This is a genomic window from Pseudoclavibacter sp. RFBI5, assembly GCF_002931395.1.
Taxonomy (GTDB): Bacteria; Actinomycetota; Actinomycetes; order Actinomycetales; family Microbacteriaceae; genus Pseudoclavibacter.
The window spans coordinates 1-26,688 of the sequence record NZ_PSYA01000005.1 but is presented as its reverse complement, the minus strand read 5'-3'; the positions used below and the strand labels follow the sequence as shown (position 1 = coordinate 26,688).

Sequence of the window (26,688 nt, the reverse complement as noted above, 5' to 3'; positions counted from 1 at the left end):
AGAACCCCGGTCCGAAGTTCGGACCGGGGTTCTTGCGTGCGCGCTGCGCGCCTAGAAGGCGAGGTAGGGCAGGAGCCCCGTGAAGATCACGGCGGCGACCACGAGGTACCAGACGATGATGATCGTCAGCAGGAACGGGGCGAGCTTCTCCCCCACGCGCTTGGCGCCGGCACCGAGGTGCCCGTGCGCCATGTTGAAGATCGTGCCGGTCGAGACGAGGGGGATCGTCGCGGCCCAGATGATCATGCACCACAGGCACAGGCGGGCGAGCTCGAAGGCGCTGTACCACTGCAGGTAGCTGACGAGCGCTGCGGCACCCAAGAGCCCGACCTGGAACGCGACCCAGAACCAGCGGCGGTAGCTCGCACCGGCGAGGATCCCCGCGCCGATCGCGACCGTCACCGCGAAGGTGACGAGCCCGATGATGATGTTCGGGAAACCGAGGATCGCGCCGGCGGACGACTGCATGGCGGGCCCGCACGTGACGAAGACGTTCAGGTCGCAGATGAGCGCTTGCGTGGGCTCCTGCAGCTTGTGGATGTACTCGACGGTCAGGAAGAAGCTCGCAAGCAGCCCCACGCCGCCGAAGACGACGAGCGCCCACGCCACGTTCTTGGGCGTTCGGACGAGCCAGGGCAGCTTGACTGCGCTGCCCTGCTCGTCCTCGATGGTCTCTGCCGGTTCGGAAGAGCTCGCCATCTCGCGTGCCCGCTACTCGCCGGTGTTCGCGGTGCCGGCAAGCGCCATGAGCGCCTCGACGTCCGGAGGAGTCTGCTGCAGCTCGCCGTCCACGAAGATGCTCGGGGTGCCGGAGACGCCAGCCTCGCGCGAGGCGGTCGTGTTCGAGGCAGCCCAGCCCGAGAACTCGCCGTTCGTCGCAGCGGCGAGCGCTTCCGGGTTCGTGACGCCCAGCTGGCTGAGCGCCGAGGAGTAGTCCGCGGGGCCCCAGCTGGTCTGCGTCTGTGCGGGGATGCCGAAGAGTCCGTCGTGCACCGCGAAGAAGGCGGAGGGCTCGTATGCCACAGTCGAGGCGATGGCGGCTGCGGCCTCGGCACCGTACGGCGCGACGATGTTGATCGCGTGGTAGGTGACCTGCATCTCACCGGCTGCGACGAGGTCGTTGTACACGGCCCCGGTCTGCTCGTGGTAGTCCACGCAGTGGGGGCACGAGTAGTCGTAGTAGTAGTCGATCTTGACCGGAGCATCCGCTGCGCCGACGACGATCGCCGAGTTGTCGACGACCTGGATGGGCTGCTCGACGGTCGAGCCGTCGAGGCGCGCGACGGCGACGTTTCCTTCAGCCGAGATCTCGATCTTCTTGCCGAACCAGGTCGAGCCGAACACGGCGAGCAGCACGATCGCGCCCAGCACGACCACGGCGCCGACGATGATGCCGACCTGCGTCAGGACGCGCGTGCGCTTGGCGCGCGCTTCTTCCTGCTTGCGGATGGCGTTGGCCTCCTCGCGAAGCTTCTGGATGTGTTCGCGGTTCTTGTCTGCCATTGCGGCTCTCCTCGGGTTCGACGACCGGCGTCATTGTACGTGAGATCATTTTGTGACCTTCACATAAATACTTGCGGCCACAACCATTACATTGTGCACCCCCGAGACCAAGACCACCCCCAGGGAGCAGCTGCCGTGAGTTCGATGTTCCGCTCGCTCCGTGAACGGAACTACCGCATCTGGTTCGCCGGATCGCTGACATCCAACGTCGGAACGTGGATGCAGCGCACCGCCCAGGCGTGGATCGTGCTGACCGAGCTCACCGACAACGATGCGACGGCGCTGGGCGTCGTCATGGCCCTGCAGTTCGGCCCCCAGCTGCTGCTCGCCCCCTACGCGGGGGTGATCGCCGACCGCGTGTCGAAGCGGAAGGTCCTCATCTGGACGCAGTCGGTCATGGCAGTGCTCGCACTCGCGCTCGGCGCCATCGTCACGGCGGGCGTCGCCGAGCTCTGGCACGTGTACGTCTTCGCCCTGCTGCTCGGCTGCGCCGCGTCCCTCGACGCCCCAGCACGCCAGGCCTTCGTCTCCGAGGTCGTCGGGCTCAAGCTGCTGTCGAACGCCGTGGCGCTCAACTCAGCCTCGTTCAACGGCGCCAGGATGATCGGCCCGGCGGTCGCCGGGGTGCTCACCGTGTTCATCGGCGCCGGCCCCGTGATCCTCGTCAACGCACTGACGTACGTCGCGACCATCGCCGCGCTCCTGGCCATGCGCACCTCGGAGCTGCTGCCGTCTCCCCCGTCGAAGCGAGGTCGCGGCCAGATCCGGGAGGGCATCCGCTACGTCGCGAACCGCCCCGATATCGTCGCCGTGCTCGTGCTGGTGTTCCTCCTCGGCACCTTCGGACTCAACTTCCCGATCTACACCGCGACGATGACGACCATGGAGTTCCAGGGCGGCGCCGACAGCTTCGGGCTGCTCTCCTCGATCCTGGCCATCGGCTCGCTCGGCGGTGCGCTGCTCGCCGCGAAGCGGGAACGCGCCAGGTTCCGCGTACTGCTCTCCTCGAGCGGGTTCTTCGCACTCAGCTGCCTTGCGGCGGCACTCGCGCCGACCTTCTGGCTGTTCGCGCTGGCGCTCATCCCGATCGGCTTCACCTCGCTGAGCGCCATCACGACCGCGAACGCGCTCGTGCAGGGCAGCGTCGAGCCATCCATGCGCGGACGGGTGCTCTCGCTGTACATGGCGATCTTCCTCGGCGGAACCCCGATCGGCGCGCCAGTCGTGGGGTGGATCGTCGAGCTGTTCGGGCCGCGAGCCGCCCTGCTCGTGGGCGGCGCATCCGGAGCCGTCGGAGCCCTGCTCGCCGCCTGGATCCTGCATCGGGCCGGAGCGTTCAGATGGCGCGACAGGCCATGGCGCCAACCGGACGACCCGCGAGCCGACCAACCGCTCTGAGCGCCTTGAGCGCACCTTGAGTGCGCCCTGAGGACTCCCCACAGGGCCGCGTGGGCCGCTAGTGCGCCCCGAGGACCCGCGTGAGGTGGGCGTTGTCGAACACGCCTGCGGGGTCGAGTCGTTCCCGTGCCGTATGGAAGTCGCCGAAGCGCGTGATGACGTGCTTGAACTCCTCGGCCCGCACCGTGTGGAAGCTCCCCCAGTGGGGCAGACCACCGAGGCGGAGGAACAGATCTTCTGCGGCGCTGAAGATGGGCCGAGCGTCGAGCGTCGACGGGACCCGGACGGCGATGTTGCCGACGGCCCTGCGGTAGGCGTTCGACAGGCACGCGTCGTCGGCGGCAGTCGTCGAGATGCGCACGGCGTATGGCAGGTTCAGGTGAGCGCGCTCGATCGTCTCGTCGAGGGCACGAAGCACCTCAGGTGTCTCGGCGATGGGGAACGAGTACTCGAGCGAGGCGAACCGCACCGGGGCGGGCTCCGCGAGCGCCCGCATGGGGCCGAGGGTCGATTCGCCCACCGGATGCACGCGGTTCGCGAGCCTGTTCACGGCGGGAGTCAGCAGCGGCAGCGACTTCGAGAGCCCGATCGCGAGCACCTCGCCAAGCGCACCGAACGACGCCGAACGTCGTGACGGCGTCGGCTCGTCGGCGATCTCACCGGACTCGCGGAACCCCTGCGTCACGAACACCTCATCGGTGTGCGGCCGCCAGCTCGCGGAGAAGTGGTCGGCCCCGGAGGCGAGGACCTCGAACTCGTCGACGAGCGTGCTCATGCGCATCTCCTCGGCGGAGGTGCGGATGCGGTAGCCGGGCACGATGCGGAACACGAGCTCCGTGAAGACGCCGAGCGCGCCGAGGCTGAGCTTGACCGATGGCCAGAGCTCGAGATCCTGGTGGGCGCTGACCGTGACCAGCTCGCCCGTGCCCGACACGAGCGTGGCCGAGACCAGCTGGGACGAGAGGCTCGCGAAGCGCGCGCCCGTGCCATGGCTGCCCGTGGCGACGGCACCGCCGAGCGTCACGGCAGGGTTGTTCGGGATGTTCTCGAGCTGCCAGCCGTAGGACTCGAGGAGGGCCCCGGCCTCGGCGATCGTGGTGCCCGCACCGAACGCGGCCTCGCGGCTGTCGAGGTCGATCCAGTTCAGGCCGCGCAGCCCGCGCGCGTCGAGCAGGACATCAGGCGCTGCAGCCAGGGCGTTCGAGGTGTGGCTCGCACCGACCGGACGAACGTGCCTGCCACTCGCGTAGGCGTCCGCGACGATCTGCTGCACGTCTTCGGCGACCCGAGGAGCAACGATGCTCGAGGGGTTCGCCCGTGCGGTTCGCGGCCAGTTCGCCCACAGTTCACCGGGTGCATTCGTCACGGAATCCGCCTCCTCGTCGTCGGCGCGTTCCGCGCCAAGCCAGTGCATGCCCATTCTGCCAGCACCCAGCCTCCAAGAACGGCAGACCGGCGATGGGCGGGCCGGAGAGGCACCCTGCGGGGAGATGCAAGAGCCTGCGTACCGACGCCAGGGCCTGCGCGCAGATGCAAGAAGGCCCGGTAGCTGGCGAGAGCTACCGGGCCTGTCTCGTACACCCCCTCGGACTTGAACCGAGAACCCATTGATTAAGAGTCAATTGCTCTGCCAATTGAGCTAGAGGTGCATGTCGTTCCGTTTCCGTGGCGACCGAGAGAGCATAGCACTGTTTTGAACTCGAAGTCCAATCGGCCGCAACATGCCACGATTGAGGGCATGACGACAACAACTCCGGCCCGCCTCGAGCCGGGCACCAGCGCCCCGGACTTCACCCTGACCGACCAGGACGGCAGCGCCGTCTCCCTCGCCGACTTCCGCGGCAAGCGGGTCATCCTCTACACGTACCCCGAGGCTTTCACGCCCGGATGCACGGCTGAGGCCTGCGACTTCCGCGAGAGCGACGCTCCCCTGCGCGCAGCCGGCTACACGATCCTCGGCATCTCCTCGGACGACCCGGAGAAGCTGGCCGAGTTCCGCGAAGCCGAGCACCTCGACTTCACGCTCCTGAGCGACGCCGATCACGCGGTGCAGACCGCCTACGGCGCGTACGGCGAGCGCAACAAGTACGGCCGCGTCGCGGTCGGCTCGATCCGCTCCACCTTCGTGATCGACGAAGAGGGGCGCATCGTGCACGCGCTCTACAACGTTCGAGCGGCGGGCCACGTCGCCCGCATCCTCAAGCTGCTCGAGGTCTAGCGGGACTCGGCCAGCTCGTCGTCGTCGCGGTGCAGTGCACGGCCGGTCGCCGGATGCACGGCCGCGACGACGCCGACGAGGCTGACCGCGGTCAGCGCCCAGCCGACCCAGACCGCGATATCGCCCTGGAGGAACACCCAGGCGACTGCCAGCTGCATGATCTGCCAGGTGATGGCGGCCCCACGGACCCAGGAGCGCAGGCGCAGCGTCGCCACGGCGACGAGCGCCAGCAGGACGGCCCCGAGCAGCGACAGGCCAGCGAGCGCAAGGGATGACGCGAGGAACTCGGCCTCCTGCGCAGCCGTCTCGATGACGAGGAACACCGTCGCGGCGGCGAGGATCGCGGCCTCGAGCCCGAGGACTCCGGCGAGCAGCAGGACGGTCTTCGGGCGCTTGGTCGTGCCGGTGCTCACGAATTACCCCTTGCCTGGAAAATCACGCTGTGGCAAAATCTTTCTCTAGGTAGAGATACCCGGAGGAATGCAAAATCGAGGCCAAGTCTATAGGCCAGTCACCGCATCCCGGGTTCCAGAACTTCGCTCCCAGCGGAGCGTTTTTGTGCGCGAGGCGCACTCGATAAGGAGCACCACTGATGGATTGGCGCGACACTGCCGCCTGCTTGGACGCAGATCCCGAGCTTTTCTTCCCCGTCGGGAACACCGGCCCAGCTGTAGACCAGATCGATGCTGCGAAGGCCGTCTGCGCTTCGTGCAAGGTCACCGAGGTGTGCCTCCAGTATGCACTCGACACCGGTCAGGATTCCGGCGTCTGGGGAGGCCTCTCGGAGGACGAGCGTCGCGCGCTCAAGCGTCGCGCAGCGAGGGCTCGACGAGCTTCCTAGCAACCGAACATTCCGCGGCCTGTCCGCGGATCGCCCGACGGGCGGCGCTCACGCGCCGCCCGTTTCGCGTTTCCAGCGGCTCGGGATGCGCAGCTTCACCTGCGTGCCCTCACCCGGCTCCGAGTGCCATTCGATCGAGCCACCGAGTTCGCCCTCGACGAGCGTGCGCACGATCTGCGTTCCGAGACCCGCCCCGATTCGTCCGGCGACGAATCCGGATCCGGTGTCGGCGACCGTGACGGAGAGGCCTCCAGGCGTCTGCTCAGCGGTGACCGTCACCTCGCCTTCCTGGCCCGCGAGGCCGTGCTCGACGGAGTTCGTGACGAGCTCGGTGAGCGCCAGGGCGAGGGGTGTGGCGTACTCGCTCGGCAGCGTGCCGAAGCGACCGCTGACGACTGGCCTGACGACCGTGTTGGAGGTCGAGGAGACTTCCGTGATGAGCTTCATCACGCGGAGGAACACCTCGTCGAAGTCGACGGTCTGCGAGAAGCCGCCGGAGAGCGTGTCGTGCACGACCGCGATGGAGGACACGCGCCGCATCGCCTGGGTGAGCGACTCCCTGGCTTCGTCGCTGCGGGAGCGCCGGGCCTGGATGCGCAAGAGGGCCGCGACGGTCTGGAGGTTGTTCTTGACCCGGTGATGGATCTCGCGGATCGTGGCGTCCTTGGTGATGAGCTCCTGCTGCTGGTGCCTGACGTCGGTGGTGTCACGACAGAGGACGATCGCGCCAGTGCGCTCTCCGTGCGCTCGCAGCGGGAGTGCACGGAGGGTGACGGTGATGTCTCGTGCCTCGACGTCGGTCATCCAGGGCGCTCGACCGGTGACGACAAGCGGAAGCGCCTCATCGACCGTGACGCGGCTCTTGTCATGGACCAGGGCGGAAGCGACTTCCGAAAGCACCTCGCCTTCGAGCTCGCCGCCGAAGCCGAGCTTGTTCATCGCGCTGAGCGCGTTTGCGCTCGCGAACGTGACGACCCCGTCCCTGTCGAGCCGGATGAGGCCGTCTGAGGCGCGTGGCGCGCCCCGGCGGGAGATCTGCGGGGCTTCCGGGTCTGGGAAGGCGCCTTCCTCGATCATGGCGAAGATCTCGTCCGCGCAGTCGCGGAAGGTCTCTTCCTGACGAGTGATGGAACGCGTGCTGCCGAGATTGGTGTGCCGTGTGATGACGGCGATGGGGTGCTGGCTCACACCCTCGCCGGGGAGACGGCAGAAGACGGGCGTCACGAGAAGCTGTGTCGGGATCTCGTCGAACCAGTCGGGTTCTGTCGATCGCACGGTGGTGCCCTCTTCGTAGGCACGGCGGACGGCGACCGCCCACTGCTCGCGAACGGGCTGCCCGATGAGGTCTCGGTAGAACAGCGTCGGGGCGCTCGATGGGCGGCCCTGCGCGACCGCTACGAAGTCGTCGTCCTTGGTATGGACCCAGAGAACCACGTCGGCGCACGAGAGGTCGGTGAGGAGCTGCCAGTCGGCGCTCAGCTGGAGTATCCACGACTGCTCAGCTTCACTGAGGGTTCCGCGGCGCTGGAGTTGCGAGGAGAGACTGGACACTCGGTCAGCTTAGGAGTTCTGACCTTGCAGTTCGCCACGACCGCGCCAGAATCGACGAAATGGGGCACTTCCTGCTGTCCGCTTGCCGAGGCGCACGCCGTCGACAGCCGGGGTGTTGGCTTCCGCCTCCGCCAGCAATGAGTCTGCGACGTAGCTGGAGATCGCGCGTGCGAATCCGGAGCGGGGACTCGCGTAGGTCACGGGCTCGCCTGCGAGGAGCGCACGGTCGCACGCCGACTGGTCGAGCGGGATGAGGGCGCTCGCCTGCAGACCGGCGAAGCGCGAGAGCACGTGCTTGATCTGTCCCGCTGCGCCAAGGCCGACCGCCTCCCCCCGCACTCGGTTGACGATCACGTCCACAGGGGTCTCGCCGGTGATCTCGATGAGGTTCACCCTCGCTCGCAGGAACCGCTGCAGGCCGACCGCCTGCCCGTCTGCGACGGCCAGGATCCGGTCCGCAGCGCCGAGTGAGGTGAGCGTCGCCGCCGATCGACGAGGGGAGAACGCATCGCTCGCGATCTCGTCGTCCCTCTCGAGGCTGAACCCCACGTCCACGACGACGAGATCGGCGATCTCCCGGCATCTCTCGAGCACGGTGAGGACACGCTCCCGACTGAGCTCCGGCCACCTGGCAGGGTTGGCGATGCCCGTGAGCACCAGCAGCTCGTCTCGACCGATTGCAGAGGGGGCCGCGATCCGCTCGAGCTCGGCGAGCGTCAGCCGCGCCGCACCCGCGAGACGGCACGCGGCTGCGAAGCCAGGGGCCTCGTCGGTGATGCCGAGCATGGCGGCGAGCGATCCCCCGTAGCTGTCGGCATCGATGAGGAGCACCCTCCGGCCTGCCGCGGCCGCGCTGGCGGCGACCGCGGCCGCGACCGTCGACGCCCCCGGCGCCCCGTGCGAGCCCCAGACTGCGAGCAGGGCGCCCCTTCCTCCCCGCTCTCCTCTTCGTGCTGGACGTGGTGCCTCTGCGGCGCCCGGCTCTCTTGTCGCCCGAGTCGCCGCGTGTGCACGGGCTCGCCCAGCACGCCTGGCCGCTGAGCGGCTGCCCTCGGCCACCGGAACGCGCTCCGTGTCGCGGGCTGCATGCCGCGCGTCCGTCGGGCGAGGCAGAGCCGCAGGAGGCCTCGCGAACGAGGGCGACTGCTGTGGGATCGGCCCCGTCGAGACATCGCCGACGCCGTCTGGCGAGGACTCGAGCAGCATCTCGATCTCGCTCCAGCTCGCCGCCGCCTCCACGACCTCCCGCGCGGAGAGCGTCTCCGCGTTGCGGCGCTCGAGGTCGCTTGCCACCACGACGATGAAGCGCGCCCCGAACCGGACGCAGGCGGCGAGGCTCCGTGCTGTCAGTGTCTCCGGCGCGCCCTGCAGGAGGACGATCTCGGGGCGGAGACGCTCGATTGCGGTTGCGGCGGCGAGTCCCCCGGAGACCCGGTCGACGATGTCGTGCCCGGCCGCGATGATGCCCTCCAGCAGGCGGGCCTCGATCTCGAAGTCGATGGCCATGAGGATGCGCGCCACCTCAGTCCTCCGCCTCGAGGTACACGGGCACAAGCGCGACGCGGGCGTCGTTGCTGACGACAGCGAGCAGCGTCGGTATCTCGCTCTTCGGGAGGAGCAGTTCGACGCGATCGGCCTGGCTGCGCGAGAGCGCTCCTTCCCGGGGGAGGATCTTCGCGACGATGGCGCTTGCCGAGATCAGGACTGGCGCACCGTAGGTTCCTGGGCTGCTCTCCTGGCTCGACCAGAGTTCCACCGCGCCGCCCGCACCCAGCTCGGTCGGGAGGCCGCCCGCGATCTCCACGACGATCGAGGTGCGGCTGGTGTCTGCGGCTCCGATCAGGGATCTCGGGACGAGCTCGCCCGACTGCACTGCCTGCGTCACGACGAACTCGCCCTGCGGGGCGGTCCCGACATCGAGGTACGCCCCGGCGCTCGCCCCGAGACCCACCTCGACCGGGACGAGGTCATCGACCGTCAGCACCGCGCCTGGCGCGATCGTCGATGCCGCCGCGTAGGCGACCGACGTGCGGTTGCCGACGACGAGCACCCCCACGACTCCCAGCACCGAGACGGCGACGAGAAGCACGCCGATGACGACCCGCGGGTCGACCCAGCGTCTCGGTTTCCGAGCCTTGGTCACGGTCATGCGTCTCTCCCCCACCGTCGGTCGCCAGTCGCGGCGACTCGGACATCGTGGCGCAAGGTGGGAAACGGCGCAGAAGTTATCCACAACGCGGGGCGAGCAAGCGGGGGCGGGCGATAATCGACGGCATGAACGCATCCGTTGACCCCCAGTCAATCGGCCGCTTCCTGACCCTCGCCGAGGTCTGCGAGATCCTCAACGTCACGATGGATGTCGCAATGGGACTCGTGCAGAGCGCGGAGCTGCCCGCGATCCGCATCGGCGGAGTCGGCGAGTGGCGGGTCGAGCGGAGCATGCTCGAGCAGTACATCGACGACCAGTACGACTACCAGCGCCGTGTCGCCGCGCTCCGGCAGGCCGAGTTCGCCGACTCCGGCGACTTCATGACCGCTGACGAGCATCAAGACGAGGCACCCCCGCGACTTCGGCCACTCCTCTAGCTCGCACCTCTTCAAGCGCTCACCGAGCCAGCGACGCGGGAGAGTGCCGCGCGGGCGTGCGAGGCCGCGATCCGCGGCCGGTCCGCGGCTCAGTCGCCGGCGAGGACCACAAGACGCAGATCGTCGAGCGGGATGATCCGGTAGGCGACGACATCTTTCGAGCGACGCGCGACCCCTCGCTCGTGCACCGCGACGTCGACGTGGTCTCGGGCGACGCGGTCGATGGTGCCGACGATCGACCCAGTGGTCACGACGAACTCGCACTGCGCTCGGCGCCGACCAAGGTCTCGGAGTGCGAACGCCAGCCCCAGCCTGCCGGAGAGATCGCCCGGCCTGTTCCCCGTTGACTCGCGGAGGCTCGCGAGCAGCTGCGCCTCCGTGAGCACCAACGACGCGATGCCGGCAGTCGGCACGATGCAGACGCGAACTCGCCCCGATTCCGCGACGAGCTCGGCCGAGAGCCAGTCGCTGCCGAAGGCCCGTGGGCGCACCGCCACGATCGAGCCGTCGGACATCTGCAGCGACACGGGCTCGTCACCGCTCTCCGCGAGCGCGACGAGCCGTTCACGCAGCGAGAGCCGACCGACCCGCAGCCGTTCGTCGTCGATGGCGCGCCTGGCGGCCTCGTCGTCGATCCCGCCCTGAAGCTGACCTGCGAGGTCGTCGAACATGTCGTCCCAGCGCACGCGGCCAGCGTAGGGGCAGGCGCAGCAGCGGCGAGGGTTATCCACAGGGCAGTTCGAACCTCGCGAGCCGAGCCGGACGCGTGGTTTCATGACGCCAGGCGGTTCGGGGGGAATCGCCGCAGAACATTCGGGGGCCGCATGTTGCCAGCGCGCAGCATCGGGGCGCTACGCGCCGTCGATGCAGCTCATCCATCCGCCACGTCCGGGGCGGGGGTGCTCATCGATGCCGATCCGCTGTTCGTCCGCGAGCGCACGGCCGCGAGCGACCTGCCGGAACCGAGCCCGCTCATCTCGAACCTCGCGAGGAGCGTCGTCGAGGTGATCGCGGGCGTCCGAGACATCGAGCAGCTCTCACGGTGGGTCACCGACGACGTCTTCCGCCATCTCCTCATCCGCACGCAGCACGCGAACAGAGCGCGGCAGGCACGACGGCGACCGACGCGACGCCCGCACTTCGTGGAGCTCAGCCTGCGAGTGCAGACCACAAGCGAGAACATCGTCGACGCGGTTGTCATCCTCGATTTCGGGGCGCGCGTTCGCGCGGTCACCGTGCGGCTGGAAGGGCTCGACCGTCGCTGGCGGGCGTCCGCGATCCACGTGCTCTGATCGCGGTTGCGGCGCCTCGGACGACGCAGCGGGCGCCCCACACTGTGGGACGCCCGCTGGTCAGGGTGCTCGACTCCGAGCAGCCGTCGTTACTTCTTCCTGCGGCGCTGAGCCCGGTTGCCCGCTGGCTGTCCACCCGGCTTGGACGTCGCGCCCTTGCCGAACGAGCTGCCTGCAGCCGGCCCTGAGGACTCCGCCTCCGCCTGCTCGCCCTGCTCCGCAGCCTGACGCTTGGCGGGGTTCCCCGAGCGAGAGACAGGCTGGCGGGGTCGCGTGCCCTGCGGGGCCTTCGCGACCGGTGCCGCGGGCTCCTCGCCGGCTTCCTCACGAGCCTGGTCGAGCGCCGACGAAGTGCCGAGGTCGCGCTCGCGACGCTTCGCGTCCGCCGTCGCCCGCTGGTTGAGCTGGCCACGCTCGTTGCGCACCTCGACCTCACCCTGGTCGGTCGCGGCAGAGTAGCTCAACGCGGTCTGGGCCTTCTCGTCCAGCCCCTTCGCGACGATCTGCACGTCCGGGGTCTCACTCGCAGACGGGGTCTCGTCCTTCTTGACGGTGACCTCGAGGTTGTAGAGGAACCCGACGGACTCCTCACGGATGCTGCCGAGCATCTGCTGGAACATCGCGAAGCCCTCACGCGTGTACTCCACGAGCGGGTCGCGCTGGGCCATCGCACGCAGACCGATGCCGTCCTTCAGGTTGTCCATCTCGTACAGGTGGTCGCGCCACTTGCGGTCGATGACACTCAGCACGACGCGTCGCTCGAGCTCGCGGGTCGCTTCCTCGCCGATCGACTCCTCACGACGCTCGTACGCGAGACGTGCATCGGAGAGCACCTCCTCCTCGAGCATCTTCCTCGTGAGCTTGCTGCGCCCGCCAGCCTCCTCGAAGAGCTCGTCCTCGGTGATGCCGACCGGGTAGAGCTGCTTGAGGTCGGTCCACAGGGCGTCGAACTCCCAGTCGTCGCCCGTGCCATCTCCCGTGTGCTCCTGGATGATGTCGTCGATGGCGTCGGTGAGGAAGTTCTGCACCTTGTCGGCGATGTCGTCGCCCTCGAGGATGCGGCGGCGATCGCTGTAGATCGCGGTGCGCTGCTCGTTGAGCACGTTGTCGTACTTGAGCACGTTCTTGCGGATCTCGGCGTTGCGGGACTCGACCTGGGACTGCGCCGACCGGATGGCCCTCGACACGATGCGGGACTCGAGGGCGAGGTCGTCGGGTGTTCCGTCGCCTGCCATGATCGCGCGCGTCGCTCCCGTGTTGAAAAGACGCATGAGGTCGTCGGTCATCGACAGGTAGAAGCGGCTCTCGCCGGGGTCGCCCTGACGGCCGGAGCGGCCGCGGAGCTGGTTGTCGATTCGGCGGGACTCGTGACGCTCGGTGCCGAGGACGTAGAGCCCCCCTGCCTCAGCCACCTCGTCAGCCTCGCTCTTCACCTGCTCCTTCATGGAGCCGAAGACCTCGAGCCACTTCTCGTCGTACTCGTCCGCGTTCTCCTGCGGGTCGAGACCGAGCGCCGTCATCTCGGCGACGGCGAGGAACTCGGCGTTCCCGCCGAGCATGATGTCGGTACCGCGGCCGGCCATGTTCGTCGCGACCGTGACGGCGCCTCGGCGCCCAGCCTGGGCGACGATCGCCGCCTCGCGTGCGTGGTTCTTCGCGTTGAGCACTTCGTGCTTGATGCCGCGCTTCGCGAGGAGCTTCGAGAGGTACTCGCTCTTCTCGACGCTCGTGGTGCCGACCAGGACAGGCTGGCCGGTCTCGTGGCGCTCGACGATGTCCTCGACGACCTGATCGAACTTGACCTTCTCGTTCTTGTAGACGAGGTCGGGGTTGTCCTTGCGCTGCATGGGGCGGTTCGTGCGGATGGGCACGACGCCGAGCTTGTAGGTGCTCATGAACTCCGCGGCCTCGGTCTCGGCCGTACCGGTCATGCCTGCGAGCTTGTCGTACATGAGGAAGTAGTTCTGCAGCGTGACCGTCGCCATCGTCTGGTTCTCGGCCTTGATCTGCACCCCTTCCTTCGCCTCGATGGCCTGGTGGAGACCCTCGTTGTAGCGTCGGCCCTTGAGGATGCGGCCGGTGTGCTCGTCGACGATGTTGACTTCGCCGTTCTGCACGACGTATTCCTTGTCGCGCTTGAAGAGCGCCTTCGCCTTGATGGCGTTGTTCAGGAAGGAGATGAGCGGGGTGTTGGCCGACTCGTAGAGGTTGTCGATGCCGAGGGCGTCTTCCACTCGGTCGATACCCGGCTCGAGCACGCCGATGGTCCGCTTCTTCTCGTCGACCTCGTAGTCGCGGCCCTCCTTGAGCTTGCGCACGATCGAGGCGAACTCCGAGTACCACCGGTTCGCGTCACCCTGCGCTGGCCCGGAGATGATGAGAGGCGTTCGGGCCTCGTCGATCAGGATGGAGTCGACCTCGTCGACGATCGCGAAGAAGTGGTCGCGCTGCACCATGTCCTCTGATCGCCAGGCCATGTTGTCGCGGAGGTAGTCGAAGCCGAACTCGTTGTTCGTGCCGTAGGTGACATCGGCGGCGTACTGCTCACGGCGCTCGGCCGGGGACTGCCCCGCGACGATGCATCCGGTCGTCATGCCGAGGGCACGGAAGACCCGGCCCATGAGGTCGGACTGGTAGGTCGCGAGGAAGTCGTTGACCGTGACCACGTGCACGCCCTTGCCGGCGATGGCGTTGAGGTACGCGGGCAGGGTCGCGACGAGGGTCTTGCCCTCACCGGTCTTCATCTCGGCGATGTTGCCGAGGTGGAGCGCCGCCCCACCCATGAGCTGCACGTCGTAGTGCCGGAGGCCGAGCACACGTCCCGCGGCCTCGCGGACGGCACCGAAGGCCTCTGGGAGGAGAGCGTCGAGCGACTCCCCAGCCTCGTGACGCTCACGGAACGAGACCGTGATGTCACGGAGCTCGTCGTCGCTGTACTCCTTGAAGGCGTCCTCGAGGCGACCGACCTGCTTGGCTACGCTCTCCAGCTTGCGAAGGGTGCGCCCTTCGCCCATGCGGAGGATCTTCTCGAGAACTGAGGCCAAGGTCTGCTCCTACTGGTTGACGCAAGTGGCGCGAGAACGCGCGGCGAAGCACAGCCCGTGCTGTGCACATCGGTTGATTCTACGCACCTCGCCCCGTCCGATGCTGGATGCATCGACCGGGGCGAGGTGGGCGAGAACGGAACTAGGAGACGGGAACCGAGTTCTCGTCGAGCGCGATGACTCCGTAGTCCCAGCCGCGGCGTCGGTACACGACGCTCGGACGGAGGGACTCGCTCTCGATGAAGAGGAAGAAGTCGTGCCCGAGGAGCTCCATGTGGTCGACGGCTTCGTCGTTGCTGAGGCGCTTGGGGGCGAAGGTCTTCTCCCGGATCACCACGGGCGAGTAGAGCTCCTCGAGGCTCTCCTCCTCGGCCTCGATCTCCGACGCGGTGGCGCCGGATTCGACGAGGCGGATCGTGTCGGTGTTGGCGGGAGTGACGTCGATCTGCGCGAAGTTGTCGGCGGCCGCCTCCTGGAGACGGAGTGGCGTGTGCTGGCCGCGGTGGATCTTCTTGCGGTCCTTGTTGCGGCGAAGTCGCTCGACGAGCTTGTCCAGGGCCAGATCGAAGGCCGCGTACTTGTCACCGGCCTCGGCCTCGGCGCGGACGACCGGGCCGGGTCCGAAGAGCGTGATCTCGACTTTGCCCTTGTCGAGCAGGTTTCCAGCCCTGTCGGTTCGCTTGGTCAGCTTGATTTCCGCTGCCTGCGTCTTGCCATCGAGAAGCGAGACCTTCGCAAGCGCCTTCTCGGTGGCGTACTCGCGGAAGCGGTCCGGGATCTCGGTGTTGCGACCGGTGATCGTGATTTCCATGTCACTCTCCTGTCGTTCTGCACGAGGCCGAGGTGTCACTGCCTCGTGATGCTGTGCCGCAATCGTAGACCCCTATTCACCCGGTGTTGTCTGCGATTTCGCAGACATGCCCTACCCTCCGCGCGTGTCGACTTCCGGGCGCGCTGCCCTCGCAGATCTGCCGACTGTCTCGGCGACGACGACGCATCCGACCACGACCGCGCCGACGCTCTCCAAGGCACGGACCGCTTCACGCATCGTCGCGCCACTCGTGACGACATCGTCGACGAGCACCACCCGCGCGCCTGCCATTCCCGGGTCGGCGGCGAAGGCGCGCCGCAGGTTCTCGGCCCGAGCGGGGGCCGTGAGCCCAGCTTGGTCCTGCACGCGCCGGACGAGTCGGAGCGCCCGCACACTCCTCGTCCCTGGCAGCGCCTGCTCCCAGAGCAGAGCGAGGTGCGCGTAGCCACGAGCACGGATCGAGCTCGCCGACGACGGGATGAGCACCGGCACCCAGGTCGCGGAGACGGGCCCGGAGTGCGGCGCCGCCTCCCGACCGCTTCTGGCAGCGGCGGCGAACCCCGAGACCGCCGACCGCAGGAGCACCCCGAGCGGGCGCGCCGCATCCGCTCTCCCCCGTTCCTTGAGCGAGGCGAGGAGCACCTTCACGGAGCCCTCGTAGGCGCAGGCGGCGATGACGGGGATCCGGCCTCCATCAGCGGCGATGATCCTCACGCCGCACGCCCGCACCGCAGCGAGCCGGGCAAGCTGCTCAGCGCAGCCCCGGCAGAGCGCGCGACCGAGCCGGCCGCAGGCGGCGCAGGCGACGGGGAGGAGAACCGCCAGTGCGTCGAGCGAAGCTGCGCGCAGTCGCTCCACCCGGTCGTGGAGCAGCGCTGTGACGCCGGCGGGCAGAGGCATCGTCCAAGCATGACGACAAGCGAGGGCGAGACGCTGCCTCGATCCCGGAGCTGTGGAGAACCGAGACCGGCCCTTGATCACACCTGGGTCAGGATGAAGTCCACGACAGCCTCCGACTGCTGCCACCTGTTGCCCTTCGGCACGTAGATATGGCGGTCCTTGTCGAGCACTCGAAGACCGGCGGGCGTGTTGCTCCCCGTGATCTGCTGCCCTTCGAGCACGGCGCCGTTGACGCTGACCGTGCCACCGACCGTCTGCGTGCGCACCTCGGCCGTGCCCTCGCTCCCCGTCGCGAGCACCGCGAGCGAGGTCTCATCGACCCAGGCGAGGTCGATCGGCGAGGCGCCGCCCGGCTCGAGGATGAGCGGGTTGCCGAGCGCGATCGGCCGGTTGGTGCTGGGCTCGCGTTCGATCGCCATGACGGCGACCTTGACTCCGACGGAGCTGTTCTCGAGCACCGCGAGCCTGGCGCCGTCTCGAGACACGGCGATGGACCGATAGCCGGTCGCGCCGACGTTTTCCGCGGGCTCCAGCCAGCTGTGCTGACGGTCGTCGACATCCGTGGCACGGAGCCCGGAACCATCCGTGCTGCCCGTCCAGGTGTACCCCCAGCTGTCGAGGCTCATCGCGAGGGGACCCGGCCTGGCGTCGACGAGCAGCGGGTCGGGGACGGCGATCGGGGTCGTGTAGACGCCGTTGGGCGTCACGAACGAGGCGACATCGCCGGCGCTCGAGTAGGCGCCCTTCTGCGGGGTGAGGGAGGCGATCGCCCCCTGCAGGGCCGCGGTCTCCGGCGACGCCGTCACGTTGACGCCGCTCAGGAATCCGAGCTCGCCGCCCTTGTAGACGAGGGGGGTGCTGGTCACCTGTCGGTTGACGACGACGGCGTCCTCAGGAGGGAGATCCTGGTCGATCGGGACGCCTGTGATGGACATGGTGACGCTCGTGATCGACTCGAAGTCGGCGAAGCTCTCGGTGAGCTGCAAGAGCATCCGCGAATATCGTTCGGGAGAGGCCGAGGAGAGAACCGACGAGAAGTCGACATCGGCGACGTCTCCCTCGACGGTCACGGCGCCGAGCAGCGTCACGTCGGAGGGGATGGCGCTGACGACGTTGCCCTCGGCGAGCCAGGGCGCCGGCCCGTTGACCAGGGCACGCGCGATGCGCGTCATCGCGGTCTGCTGCGCGTCGAACCACCGGACGTCCGGGACGAGCCGCGAAAGCGTGTCGTCGTAGAAGTAGAGGGTGTAGCTCTTGAAGAGACTGCGGAAGTTCTGGTTCAGCAGCACGATGCCGGGAGGCGCCTCCGTGATCCTCCACTCACCGTCCGCGTTCTGGGCGAGCGTGAAGTCGAGGCGCTCGGTCGTCCCGCTCTTGAGCTCGCTGTAGATGCCCTCGGCATCGACGCTGGCCGAGGACTTGTAGCTCGCTTCGACCCGATCGGACCCGTCGTCGACCACATCAGGGACGGAGGCGGTGACGATGATGCGGGCGTTCGGGTCCCATTCCTGCCGGAACGATTCGTCGAGGTACTCCCGAGCGACCTCGTAGTCGTTCTGTGTTCCCGTTCCTGCATCGAGGAACCCCTCGATCACCTCCTCGCGGCTCATGCCGTCGCGCGGCGGGTCGGGGAAGAAGCTGTACGACTGGTCGCTCTCCTGCTGCTCGGACTCGCCCGCGAGGACCTGGCCGGAGGTCGGGATGCGGGCGCATCCGACGAGCACGAGCATCGCGATGACCAGGATTCCTGCCGCGGCTCCCCGCGTCGCGCGCCGTCGGTTCGCAGCTCGTCTCATGTCCGCTCCTCCTGCCCCTGCTCTGCTGATTCCCCGACGGGCGGGTCCTCGTCCTCTGCGTCCTCGCGCGCATCCTCGCCGCGCGTGCCCTCGTCGCCTTGGTGGTCCTCGCGGCGCGTGTCGGCATCGCCGTCGTGATCGCCGCCATCGTGATCATCACCATCGTGGTCGTCGATGCTGGGAAGCGAAGGCACGGACTCGGGAGCCGAGCTGGTCACCACAACAGCTTCCGCATCGTCCCAGGGTGCTGGGGTCTGGGCCGGCTCGTCGAGGGACGTCGCCTCGATGACATCCATCGAGTTCGTGGGTGCCGAGGAGACGAGCGGTTCGGCGTTGGAGGAGCGCATGCCGACGAGGTCAGGCAGCTCGATCGGCTGAGTGTCGACGTCCTCGTCGGTGAACGCCTCGGAGGACACGTCCTCCTCGTCGATCATGACGGTGGCGGCACCTGCATCTCCGGGCTCGAGCGGAAGCGGTGAGCCCATGATCTTGCCGCCGACGAATCGCGGCAGGGTGAGCCGGAAGTTCGTCCCCTTGCCCGATTCCGACCAGACCTCCAGGCGCCCCTCGTGCAGGCGAACGTCCTCGAGCGAGATCGCGAGACCGAGACCGGACCCGCCCATCGTGCGCTTGCGCGACGGGTCGGCGCGCCAGAAGCGGTCGAAGACCCTGGTGCGCTCGGCCTCGGTCATGCCGATGCCGTAATCGCGCACGGACAGCGCGACGGCAGACTCGTTGGAGTCGACCGACACGACGATCGGCTTCGCCTCCCCGTGCTCGATGGCGTTGCCGAGGAGGTTCCTGACGACGCGGTTGATGCGGCGGGCATCGAACTCGGACTCCCCGTAGCCACCTGGCGCCTTGAGCACGAGGCGCGTGCCGTGATCGAGCGCGACCGGGGTCATGGCGCCGATGACGTCGTCGGCGACGGTCGCGAGGCTGTTCGATTCCCGCAGGATCTCGACCGCTCCGGCGTCGTACCTGGAGATCTCCAGGAGGTCGGCGAGCAGGATCTCGAACCGTTCGATCTGGTCGTGGAGGAGCTCGACCGACCGCGCCGTGACGGTGTCGAAGTCGTCGCGACGGTCGAAGAGCATCCCACCGGCGAGACGGATGGTCGTGAGCGGCGTGCGCAGCTCGTGCGAGACATCTGAGACGAAGCGCTGCTGCACCTGGGACAGGTTCGCGAGGCGCTCGATCTGGTCCTGCAGGCTGTCCGCCATCTCGTTGAACGACCTCGCGAGCGTCGCGATGTCGTCCTCTCCCGACTCCGGCACGCGCTGCTCCAGGTGCCCCGCCGCGAGGCGCCTGCTCGTCTTCGCGGCCTCCCGAATCGGCTGGATCACAGCCCGCATGACGAACCCCGTGATGACGGCGACCAGGAGCACCAGGACGATCATGGCGACCACGAGGGTGCGCTGCACGAAGTCGAGCGTCTGCTGCGTCTCCTCCATCGAGTACACGAAGTACATCTCGTACTGGCCGAGGCTCTGCACGGTGACGGTCGAGCCGATGACGATGCCGGGCACCTCGTTGCCGAACTCGTCGACGAGCGCGATCGACTGGTAGTACGTCTGCGGCGACGCCGAGGTCGTTCCGGTCGCCGCGGTCTCCGCGCCCGACCTCACCGCTTCCTTCAGCTCCGGCGAGACCAGATCGGCCGAGACTGGCCCCTTCGCCAGCGCCCGCAGCTCGTTGGATTGCTCCTCGCCGTCCGACGCCCCCTGCATGAAGATGACGCCGTAGCTGTTGGCCGCCGAGTCCTGCGCCGCGTCAACCGCAAGCGTCTGCAGGGTCTCGAGGGCCGCGCTGTCGGTCTCCTCGCCTGAGGCGAAGACCGTCTGAGCCGCGGTCACGGCACGCTCGGTCTCCGAGACGAGGGGCCTGAGCCTCGAGTTGAACAGGTCGCTCGCGATGGAGTTGGACATGACGAAGCCGACGGACAGCACCGTCGCCGTCGTCAACGCGACCGAGAGCGCGATCGTCCGGAAGGGAAGCGACGTCCGCCAGAGGAAGACGAGGTTCCGCCAGACCCCGTGCGCGGAGCGCCACCGGTACGGGACGCGGATGCCCTCCGTGTCGACGTCGGGCGTCCGAGAAGAAGGGGTGGAGGTCGTCCGCCGGGCTACTGCGCTCACGTCAGGAGAACGCGGTCGTGTTCCCAGCGCGGTACCCCACGCCGCGAACCGTCGCCACGATCTTCGGGTGGTCCGGGTCGTGCTCCACCTTGGCGCGCAGGCGCTGCACATGCACGTTGACGAGACGCGTGTCGGCCTTGTACTGGTAGCCCCAGACCTGCTCGAGCAGCTCCTCGCGTGTGAAGACCTTCTGCGGCTTCGCGGCGAGCGTGAGCAGCAGATCGAACTCGAGCGGAGTCAGGTTGATCTGCTCCTCGCCGCGCAGGACCTCGTGCGCGTTGACGTTCAACGTGAGGTCGCCGACGCGGATGATGCTCTGCACCTCCGGCTGGCTCGCGCGCAGCCGGGTCTTGATGCGAGCGACGAGCTCCTTGGGGTTGAAGGGCTTGACGATGTAGTCATCGGCACCGGCTTCGAGCCCGCGGACCACGTCGGTCGTGTCCGACTTCGCGGTCAGCATGATGATGGGCGTGCCGGATTCCGCGCGAAGCAGGTGGCAGATCTGGATGCCGTCCAGGCCGGGAAGCATGACATCGAGCAGGACGAGTTCCGGCTTGACCCGACGGAACTCGCCGAGGGCAGCCGCGCCGTCGCCGCAGAACTCGGGTTCGTAGCCTTCGGCCCTGAGAACGATGCCGATCATCTCCGACAGCGCGAGGTCGTCATCGACCACGAGGATGCGTTCGCCCACAGAACCCTCCCTGTTCCAGAACCTGCCCGAGACCGGGCGCTTCCCTCAGCGTAGCGGGCATAGTCCCCTCAGAGGCTCAACCCAGAGTGCGCGGCGCGGGGTGTGCCACGATGGACGCGTGACGCATGGCCCATACGAGCACGCACCCGAGCCCAACCACGCGTATCCGCCGCAGCCCGGAGCGCCGACGCCGAGCGCCTTCCCGCAGGCCGGTCACTGGCAGGGCCAGGGGCAATGGCAGGGACAGCAGCCCGATCAGTACGGCGCACCCGGCCCGGCGAGCTGGCAGTACGGACCTCCGCAGGAACCGGGCCAGGGCCAGCCGGGCGGTCAGTGGATGCCGGCCCCGACGCCCGGCCTCTTCCCCCTCCGTCCGCTCGCCTTCGGCGACGCTCTCGCCGCGACGTTCCGCCTGTTCCGCACCTCACCGAAGACAACGCTCGGGAGCGCCGTCATCGTCATGGGAGCAACGACGCTCTTCGCGAGCCTGCTTCCCGTCGTCGTCGGAATGCTCATGTTCACGCGCATCCCCTTTGGGGGAAGCCAAGAGGACATCGCGCCGATGCTGGTCTCCTCCATCACGCTGACATCGCTTGCCGCGATCCTCGGCCTCGCCGTCGCGGGGGTCGGCTCAGCGCTCCTGCAGGGCATCCTCGTGCGCGTCGTCGCCCGTGGCGCGATCGGCGAGAAGCTCGGCTTCAAGGAGGCCTGGCGCGCGGGGTGGCGCGGCATCTGGCGACTGATCGGGTACGCGCTGCTCGTCGGAGTCGGCGCGGTGGTGCTCATCGCCGTCGGCTGGCTCCTCATCCCGCTCATCATGTTCGCCGTCCTCTCGGGGTCAGGCGGAGATGAGGCGACGATCGCCGGCTCGATCGGGCTCGGCGTCATCTTCACGCTGCTCCTCGGCGGGGCGACGGTCGTGCTCATGGTGTGGCTCGGCATCAAGATCATGTTCGCCCCGAGCGCCATCGTCCTCGAGGGCCTCGGCCCCATCGCCGCCATCCGCCGCAGCTGGAACCTCTCCCATGGCAACTTCTGGCGAGTGCTCGGGGTCGTCGTCGTCATCCAGGTGATCCTGAACGTCGCCACCGGCGCCGTCTCGACGGTCGCGCAGCTGGCCGTCAGCCTTGGTCAGGTCATCATCCTGCCCCTCGGAAGTGGCGAGTCGTCCGAACCTGACGCTGGCACGATCGTCGCGTTCGCGCTGATCCTGCTCATCACCTCCGCGCTGCAGGTGCTCCTCGGGGCGATCGTCCTCGTCCTGACGAGCGGGAACGCGACGATCCTGTACTTCGACCTGCGGATGCGCAAGGAGGCGCTCGGCGTCACCCTGCAGCGATATGCGGAGCAGTCCGCGGCCGGTGCCGACATCGCCGATGCTGACTTCGACGTGCAGGTGCAGCGGCCGGTCTCCGCGACGGGGGCTCCGGGGTACGTGCGCTGATGCGGCTCGGCCCGTGGGTCGGCTCGATGGAGCCGCCGCTTGAGATCGACGAGGATCCGGCGCGCGATCTTCTGCAGGGTGAGCTCGCGAAGGCCGAGTACACGCAGGCCTCCCCCACCTGGCTCGATCTCTGGATCGACGATTTCTGGAACTGGGTGAATGACCTGCTCCAGCCCATCGAGGGGGTGCCAGGGGGCTTCTCGCCGATCGCGCTCATCCTGGGCGGAGTTGTCGTCCTCGGCGTCCTCGCGCTGCTCATCGGTCGGCCGATCCTCGCGCAACGGGCGAGGCGACGGACCGGCATGCCCGCGGATCTCTTCGACGGCGATGAACGCTCTGCTCGCGACCTGCGCGGTTCCGCAGCCGCGGCGGCATCGCGAGGCGACTTCGAGACGGCCGTCGTAGAGCAGTTCCGGGCGCTCGCTCGGGCAGTGCATGAGCGCACGGTGATCTCTCTCAGTCCTGGGATGACGGCGACGGCGGTCGCGGAGGCGACGGGCGTCTCGTTCCCCGGTCACGCTCCAGCGCTGCACGTCGCCGCGAAGGCCTTCGACGCTGCCAGGTACCTCGGTCTCGGAGCCTCCGAGGCTGACTGGCACCAGCTGCGCGATCTCGACCTCGCGCTCGACTCGGCAGCACCGGTCAAGCTGGCCTCGTTCTCCGGGCGCTCCTCGTGAGCATCACGCGCGCCGCGACGCCGACCGTTCCGGAGCGGCTCAGACGCGCGCGTCCGTGGCTGCTCATCGCCGCGGGTGCGGTCGTCATCGCCGCGACCAGCGCGCTCCTCGCCGGGGGGATAGCAAGCGCGACCTCGCCGTATCTCGGCGTTGACTCCGCACAGCCCAATGGAGCGAAGGCCGTCTTCACCGTGCTCGGCGACCAGGGGGTGTCCACGAGCGCGGCCTCGAGCCTCGAGGAGGCTCGGTCGCAGCTGCTGGACGCTGAGGGCGACACGACGCTGGTCGTCCACGACCGTGACGGCCTGGCCGTCGACGACCTCGCAGCTCAGGTCGCGGAGCTCGACGCGGAGCGGGTGCTGCTCCTCGCACCGAGCCGAGACCTCCTCGAGGCGTTCGACGGTGCGATCGTCGTGGGCGGCGTCGGTGCCGACGGTGAAGATGCAGACACGGTCGCCGCAGGCGAGGAGTGCGCTTCGCCGCTCGGAGATCTCGCCCCCGACATCTCCCAACGGGGTGCGCGGCTGTACCAGCTGGGTGACGAGGCCTCTGGAGGCAGCGCCTGCTACGCCGAGTCCGCGCGCTTCGCCTACGTCGAGACGAAGCTCGCCTCCGGAACGGAGCTCGCCGCGCTGGGCGCGACCGACAACCTCAGCAACGGCGAAGTGCTCAGCGCCGCGAACGCGGCCATGGGTCTCGCGGTCCTCGGCGAGACGGAGTCGCTGGTCTGGTACGTGCCGGGCGTCGCCGACGCCGAGTCGGTCTTCGGAGCGCAGCCGTCGCTCGGCACCTACGTCCCGCCGTGGCTCACGCCGACCATCCTCATCGCGCTCGCTTCGCTGCTCGGAGTGATGGTGTGGCGAGGACGCCGCTTCGGGCCCCTCGTCGAGGAGCGGCTGCCAGTCGTCGTCGAGGCTTCCGAGACGATGCAGGGCCGCGGCAGGCTCTACGCGCAGCAGCGGGCCCGGCTTCGCGCCATCGACAATCTCCGCATCGGCACGACGACTCGTCTCGCGAGGTCGCTCGGGCTAGCGCGCGCGAGCCACGTCCAGGACATCATCACATCGAGCGCTGCGGCCCTCGGGGCGAACCGAGCCGCAGTCGCGTGGACGCTGCTCGACGCCGTTCCCGGCAGCGAGGCCGAGCTCCTCGATCTGAGCCAAGCGCTGCTGACCCTCGAACGGGAAGTCGCAGCAGCCGTCGATCCGAGCAGCGCCCGCCCTCGCCAGGCCCGCCCCACGATCACCGACCCAAGCAGCACCGCCGAGAACTACGGAGGCACCTATGAGCACTGATGTCCGTGAAGCACTGCAGCGAGTCCGCGGCGAGGTCGCCAAGGCCGTCGTCGGACAGGAGCGCGCCGTCGACGGCCTCCTCGTGGCCCTCCTGGCAGGAGGGCATGCACTGCTCGAGGGTGTTCCCGGCGTGGGCAAGACGCTGCTCGTGCGCACGCTGAGCGAGACCCTGTCGCTCGACACGAAACGGGTCCAGTTCACCCCGGACCTCATGCCGGGCGACATCACCGGGTCGCTGGTCTACGACTCCGCAGCCGGCGAGTTCGAGTTCCGCGAGGGCCCCGTCTTCACGAACATCCTCCTCGCCGACGAGATCAACCGCACGCCGCCGAAGACGCAGTCGGCCCTGCTCGAGGCGATGGAGGAGCGACAGGTGTCCGCCGACGGCGTGACCCGCGCCCTCCCGGCTCCCTTCCTCGTGGCGGCGACGATGAACCCCATCGAGTACGAGGGCACGTACACGTTGCCCGAGGCGCAGCTCGACCGCTTCCTGCTGAAGCTCGTCCTCGAGCTCCCGTCCCGGGACGCGGAGTTCGAAGTGCTCCGGCGGCATGCCGCCGGCTTCTCGCCGCGTGACCTGCGGGCTGCCGGGGTACGGAGCGCCCTCTCTGCCGAGGAGCTGCGCCGAGCGCAGGCTGAGGCGGCTGCCGTCGAGGTGCGAGCGGATGTGCTGGCGTACATCGTCGACATCGCCCGCGCGACCAGGCAGTCTCCGTCCGTGCGGATGGGCGTCTCTCCCCGCGGGGCGACGGCCCTCATGTCGGCCAGCAAGGCGTTCGCATATCTGAGCGGCTACCAGGCGGTGACTCCGGATCACGTGCAGGCGATGGCGCTTCCCGTGCTCCGCCACCGCCTCCAGCTCCGGCCGGAAGCCGAGCTGGAGGGCGTCGGTGCCGATGCGATCCTCCGCTCCGTGCTCGCGCAGGTGCAGGTTCCGATCTGAGCCCTGCAAGCTGCGCAATCACCGTTGAAGTCGAGAGCTGGAAGGGAAGCGTGAGCGCATGGTCGTGAGTGGACGTCTTGTCCTCCTGACCGCCGTCGGGGCGGTACCCGTGGTGCTCTTCGGGCAGACCGCCGAATCGGCGTACGTGACGTTGGCGATCTGGCTGCTCTTCGTGCTCCTCACGTCCATCGCGGATGTCCTCCTGGCGGGGGCACCCCGTCAGGTGGAGATCGAGCGGAGCCTGCCTTCGCGGGTCCGCCTCGGCGAGGCGGCCGTGAGCCGCGTCGCCATCACGAACCGCGGCTCACGCACGCTGCGGCTGCAGGTGCGCGACGGCTGGGAGCCGACGGCCGGTGGCACGCAGCACCGACCGAAGCTGGATGTGCCAGTCGGCGAGCGCCGCGTGGCCGAGTTCCCGCTGCTTCCGTCGCGCCGCGGCGACCGTCGGGCCGAGCTCGTCACGCTCCGCAGCTGGGGTCCGATGGGGCTGGCGGCCCGACAGGTGAGCCTCGCTGACCGCGGAGTCCTGCGGGTGCTCCCTCCCTTCAACTCGAGGAAGCATCTCCCCTCACGTCTGGCGCGCCTCCGCGAGCTGGACGGCGCCACGCGCCTCATGGTTCGTGGGCAGGGCACGGAGTTCGATTCGCTGCGCGAGTACGTGCGGGGCGACGACGTCCGCTCGATCGATTGGCGAGCCACCGCTCGTCGTCAGGAACTGGTCGTACGGACCTGGCGGCCCGAGCGTGACCGCCGCGTGGTGATCGTGATCGACACCGGGCGAACGTCGGCGGCTCGCGTCGCGGACGAGACGCGCCTCGATACTGCCATCGAGTCGGCGCTGCTGCTCGCGGCGCTGGCGACGCGTGCGGGTGACCGCGTCGATGTCGTCGCCTGGGACCGTCGAGTGCGGGCGCGCATCCAAGGCGTCTCGGGGGCTGAGCTGCTGAGCCGCATGGTGGAGTCGCTCGCGGATGTCGAGCCCGAACTCATCGCGACGGATTGGCGGGCCATCCCAGGGCTGGTGCGTGGAGTGACGACACACCGTTCTCTTGTGGTCATTCTGTCGACGCTGGAGACCGGTGGCACCCTCGAGCCCGTCATCGCTGCGCTGCCGCAGCTGGCGAGCAAGCACGTCGTCGTGTTGGGGTCGGTGCTGAACCCGGATGTTCACGAGGTCGCCGTGCGTCGTGAGACGCGTGAGCAGACGTATGCTGCGTCGGCCGCGGAGCGCGCGCTCCTGGACCAGGAGCGCGTCCGTCAGACGGTTCTCCGCGTCGGCGGGGACACGGTGACAGGGACGCCATCGGCGCTGCCGCCAGCGATCGCCGACCACTACATCGAGCTGAAGGCCACGGGCCGCCTCTAGGCGTCTCAGCGTGCGCCAGGGCTGCGGGGGCTCATCTCAGCAGGCCTTGGCGCACATTCGCCGCTCCGCCTGCAATGCTGTTGTTTTCGGGCAACAAAAAAGCCGGGGTTGGTCATCGAGGAGCATCTCTGCTCACTCAACAACCAACCCCGGCTTATGAAGAAGTCCGGCGGTGACCTACTCTCCCACAGGGT

24 protein-coding genes and 1 tRNA gene are annotated in these 26,688 nt (G+C 68.4%); 10 read left to right on the top strand and 15 right to left on the bottom strand.

Features of this window, described 5'->3' with window-relative positions; genetic code table 11:
- Positions 1-51: 51 nt before the first annotated feature.
- A complete protein-coding gene (locus tag C5E06_RS04115; protein ID WP_104306075.1) occupies positions 52-699 on the bottom strand; it encodes a vitamin K epoxide reductase family protein in 648 nt (215 codons plus the stop codon).
- Between the two features lie 12 nt (positions 700-711).
- Positions 712-1,503 carry a thioredoxin domain-containing protein gene (locus tag C5E06_RS04110; protein WP_104240407.1) on the bottom strand — a complete coding sequence of 264 codons (792 nt, stop codon included), beginning with the start codon at positions 1,501-1,503 and terminating at the stop codon, positions 712-714.
- Between the two features lie 135 nt (positions 1,504-1,638).
- On the opposite strand from C5E06_RS04110, the gene C5E06_RS04105 reads away from it, so the two are divergent.
- On the top strand, positions 1,639-2,901 hold the full coding sequence (locus C5E06_RS04105) for an MFS transporter (protein WP_104240406.1): 1,263 nt from the start codon (positions 1,639-1,641) through the stop codon (positions 2,899-2,901).
- A 58-nt stretch (positions 2,902-2,959) separates the two neighbouring features.
- Here the strand turns inward: C5E06_RS04105 and C5E06_RS04100 are convergent, their stop codons facing one another.
- Positions 2,960-4,267 (bottom strand): D-arabinono-1,4-lactone oxidase, encoded by a 1,308-nt coding sequence (locus C5E06_RS04100; RefSeq protein WP_181062886.1) that lies wholly within the window; start codon positions 4,265-4,267, stop codon positions 2,960-2,962.
- Positions 4,268-4,477: 210 nt separating this feature from the next.
- Positions 4,478-4,550, bottom strand: a tRNA-Lys gene (locus C5E06_RS04095).
- Positions 4,551-4,639: 89 nt separating this feature from the next.
- Between C5E06_RS04095 and bcp the strand changes: the two genes are divergently transcribed.
- On the top strand, positions 4,640-5,119 hold the full coding sequence (bcp, locus tag C5E06_RS04090; RefSeq protein ID WP_104240404.1) for a thioredoxin-dependent thiol peroxidase: 480 nt from the start codon (positions 4,640-4,642) through the stop codon (positions 5,117-5,119).
- On the opposite strand, the gene C5E06_RS04085 is transcribed toward bcp, so the two are convergent.
- Positions 5,116-5,532, bottom strand: a complete 417-nt coding sequence (locus C5E06_RS04085) for a hypothetical protein (protein WP_104306073.1) — start codon at positions 5,530-5,532, stop codon at positions 5,116-5,118. The two genes, bcp and C5E06_RS04085, sit on opposite strands and share 4 nt — an antisense overlap.
- Before the next feature lie 179 nt (positions 5,533-5,711).
- On the opposite strand from C5E06_RS04085, the gene C5E06_RS04080 reads away from it, so the two are divergent.
- Positions 5,712-5,960, top strand: a complete 249-nt coding sequence (locus tag C5E06_RS04080) for a WhiB family transcriptional regulator (RefSeq protein WP_068476994.1) — start codon at positions 5,712-5,714, stop codon at positions 5,958-5,960.
- 48 nt (positions 5,961-6,008) lie between these two features.
- Here C5E06_RS04080 and C5E06_RS04075 read toward each other — a convergent pair whose 3' ends face one another.
- Genes C5E06_RS04075 through C5E06_RS04065 form a run of 3 tightly spaced genes read right to left on the bottom strand, consistent with a single transcriptional unit; the run spans position 6,009 to position 9,660 of the window.
- Positions 6,009-7,511, bottom strand: coding sequence for a sensor histidine kinase (locus C5E06_RS04075; RefSeq protein ID WP_104240402.1), 1,503 nt, complete (start codon positions 7,509-7,511; stop codon positions 6,009-6,011).
- Positions 7,512-7,520: 9 nt separating this feature from the next.
- A complete protein-coding gene (locus tag C5E06_RS04070) occupies positions 7,521-9,032 on the bottom strand; it encodes a P-loop NTPase (RefSeq protein WP_104306072.1) in 1,512 nt (503 codons plus the stop codon).
- 1 nt (position 9,033) lies between these two features.
- Complete coding sequence (locus C5E06_RS04065; protein WP_104306071.1) at positions 9,034-9,660, bottom strand: hypothetical protein; 627 nt, start codon at positions 9,658-9,660, stop codon at positions 9,034-9,036.
- Positions 9,661-9,785: 125 nt separating this feature from the next.
- Here C5E06_RS04065 and C5E06_RS19750 point away from each other — a divergent pair, with 125 nt between their 5' ends.
- Positions 9,786-10,097 carry a helix-turn-helix domain-containing protein gene (locus C5E06_RS19750; RefSeq protein ID WP_104306070.1) on the top strand — a complete coding sequence of 104 codons (312 nt, stop codon included), beginning with the start codon at positions 9,786-9,788 and terminating at the stop codon, positions 10,095-10,097.
- Between the two features lie 89 nt (positions 10,098-10,186).
- Here the strand turns inward: C5E06_RS19750 and C5E06_RS04055 are convergent, their stop codons facing one another.
- Positions 10,187-10,783: a hypothetical protein gene (locus tag C5E06_RS04055; protein ID WP_146081298.1), complete on the bottom strand. Its 597-nt coding sequence runs from the start codon at positions 10,781-10,783 to the stop codon at positions 10,187-10,189.
- Positions 10,784-10,921: 138 nt separating this feature from the next.
- On the opposite strand from C5E06_RS04055, the gene C5E06_RS04050 reads away from it, so the two are divergent.
- Positions 10,922-11,389 carry an Rv3235 family protein gene (locus C5E06_RS04050; protein WP_146081182.1) on the top strand — a complete coding sequence of 156 codons (468 nt, stop codon included), beginning with the start codon at positions 10,922-10,924 and terminating at the stop codon, positions 11,387-11,389.
- 89 nt (positions 11,390-11,478) lie between these two features.
- On the opposite strand, the gene secA is transcribed toward C5E06_RS04050, so the two are convergent.
- The 6 genes from secA to mtrA form a co-directional block, all read right to left on the bottom strand.
- Complete coding sequence (gene secA, locus C5E06_RS04045) at positions 11,479-14,433, bottom strand: preprotein translocase subunit SecA (RefSeq protein WP_104240396.1); 2,955 nt, start codon at positions 14,431-14,433, stop codon at positions 11,479-11,481.
- 142 nt (positions 14,434-14,575) lie between these two features.
- Positions 14,576-15,244, bottom strand: coding sequence for a ribosome hibernation-promoting factor, HPF/YfiA family (gene hpf, locus C5E06_RS04040; RefSeq protein ID WP_104240395.1), 669 nt, complete (start codon positions 15,242-15,244; stop codon positions 14,576-14,578).
- A gap of 111 nt (positions 15,245-15,355) precedes the next feature.
- The gene (locus tag C5E06_RS04035) at positions 15,356-16,144 is read right to left on the bottom strand and encodes a ComF family protein (protein ID WP_104306068.1); all 789 of its coding nucleotides are present in this window, start codon (positions 16,142-16,144) and stop codon (positions 15,356-15,358) included.
- A gap of 77 nt (positions 16,145-16,221) precedes the next feature.
- The gene (locus tag C5E06_RS04030; RefSeq protein ID WP_104306067.1) at positions 16,222-17,940 is read right to left on the bottom strand and encodes an LpqB family beta-propeller domain-containing protein; all 1,719 of its coding nucleotides are present in this window, start codon (positions 17,938-17,940) and stop codon (positions 16,222-16,224) included.
- A complete protein-coding gene (mtrB, locus tag C5E06_RS04025; protein WP_258067483.1) occupies positions 17,937-20,078 on the bottom strand; it encodes an MtrAB system histidine kinase MtrB in 2,142 nt (713 codons plus the stop codon). The genes C5E06_RS04030 and mtrB overlap by 4 nt, the downstream gene beginning before the upstream one ends.
- Position 20,079: 1 nt before the next feature.
- The gene (gene mtrA / locus C5E06_RS04020; protein ID WP_104240392.1) at positions 20,080-20,769 is read right to left on the bottom strand and encodes an MtrAB system response regulator MtrA; all 690 of its coding nucleotides are present in this window, start codon (positions 20,767-20,769) and stop codon (positions 20,080-20,082) included.
- 118 nt (positions 20,770-20,887) lie between these two features.
- Here mtrA and C5E06_RS04015 point away from each other — a divergent pair, with 118 nt between their 5' ends.
- From C5E06_RS04015 to C5E06_RS03995, 5 genes are read left to right on the top strand one after another with little or no spacing between them, the layout of a single operon-like run.
- Positions 20,888-22,213, top strand: coding sequence for a hypothetical protein (locus C5E06_RS04015; protein WP_146081181.1), 1,326 nt, complete (start codon positions 20,888-20,890; stop codon positions 22,211-22,213).
- The gene (locus tag C5E06_RS04010) at positions 22,213-22,890 is read left to right on the top strand and encodes a DUF4129 domain-containing protein (RefSeq protein ID WP_104306066.1); all 678 of its coding nucleotides are present in this window, start codon (positions 22,213-22,215) and stop codon (positions 22,888-22,890) included. The genes C5E06_RS04015 and C5E06_RS04010 overlap by 1 nt, the downstream gene beginning before the upstream one ends.
- Positions 22,887-24,185, top strand: a complete 1,299-nt coding sequence (locus tag C5E06_RS04005) for a DUF4350 domain-containing protein (protein ID WP_104306065.1) — start codon at positions 22,887-22,889, stop codon at positions 24,183-24,185. Before C5E06_RS04010 ends, C5E06_RS04005 begins: the two co-directional genes overlap by 4 nt.
- Positions 24,175-25,128, top strand: coding sequence for a MoxR family ATPase (locus tag C5E06_RS04000; RefSeq protein WP_104240388.1), 954 nt, complete (start codon positions 24,175-24,177; stop codon positions 25,126-25,128). Before C5E06_RS04005 ends, C5E06_RS04000 begins: the two co-directional genes overlap by 11 nt.
- A gap of 58 nt (positions 25,129-25,186) precedes the next feature.
- Positions 25,187-26,494: a DUF58 domain-containing protein gene (locus tag C5E06_RS03995; protein WP_104306064.1), complete on the top strand. Its 1,308-nt coding sequence runs from the start codon at positions 25,187-25,189 to the stop codon at positions 26,492-26,494.
- Positions 26,495-26,688 lie beyond the last annotated feature (194 nt).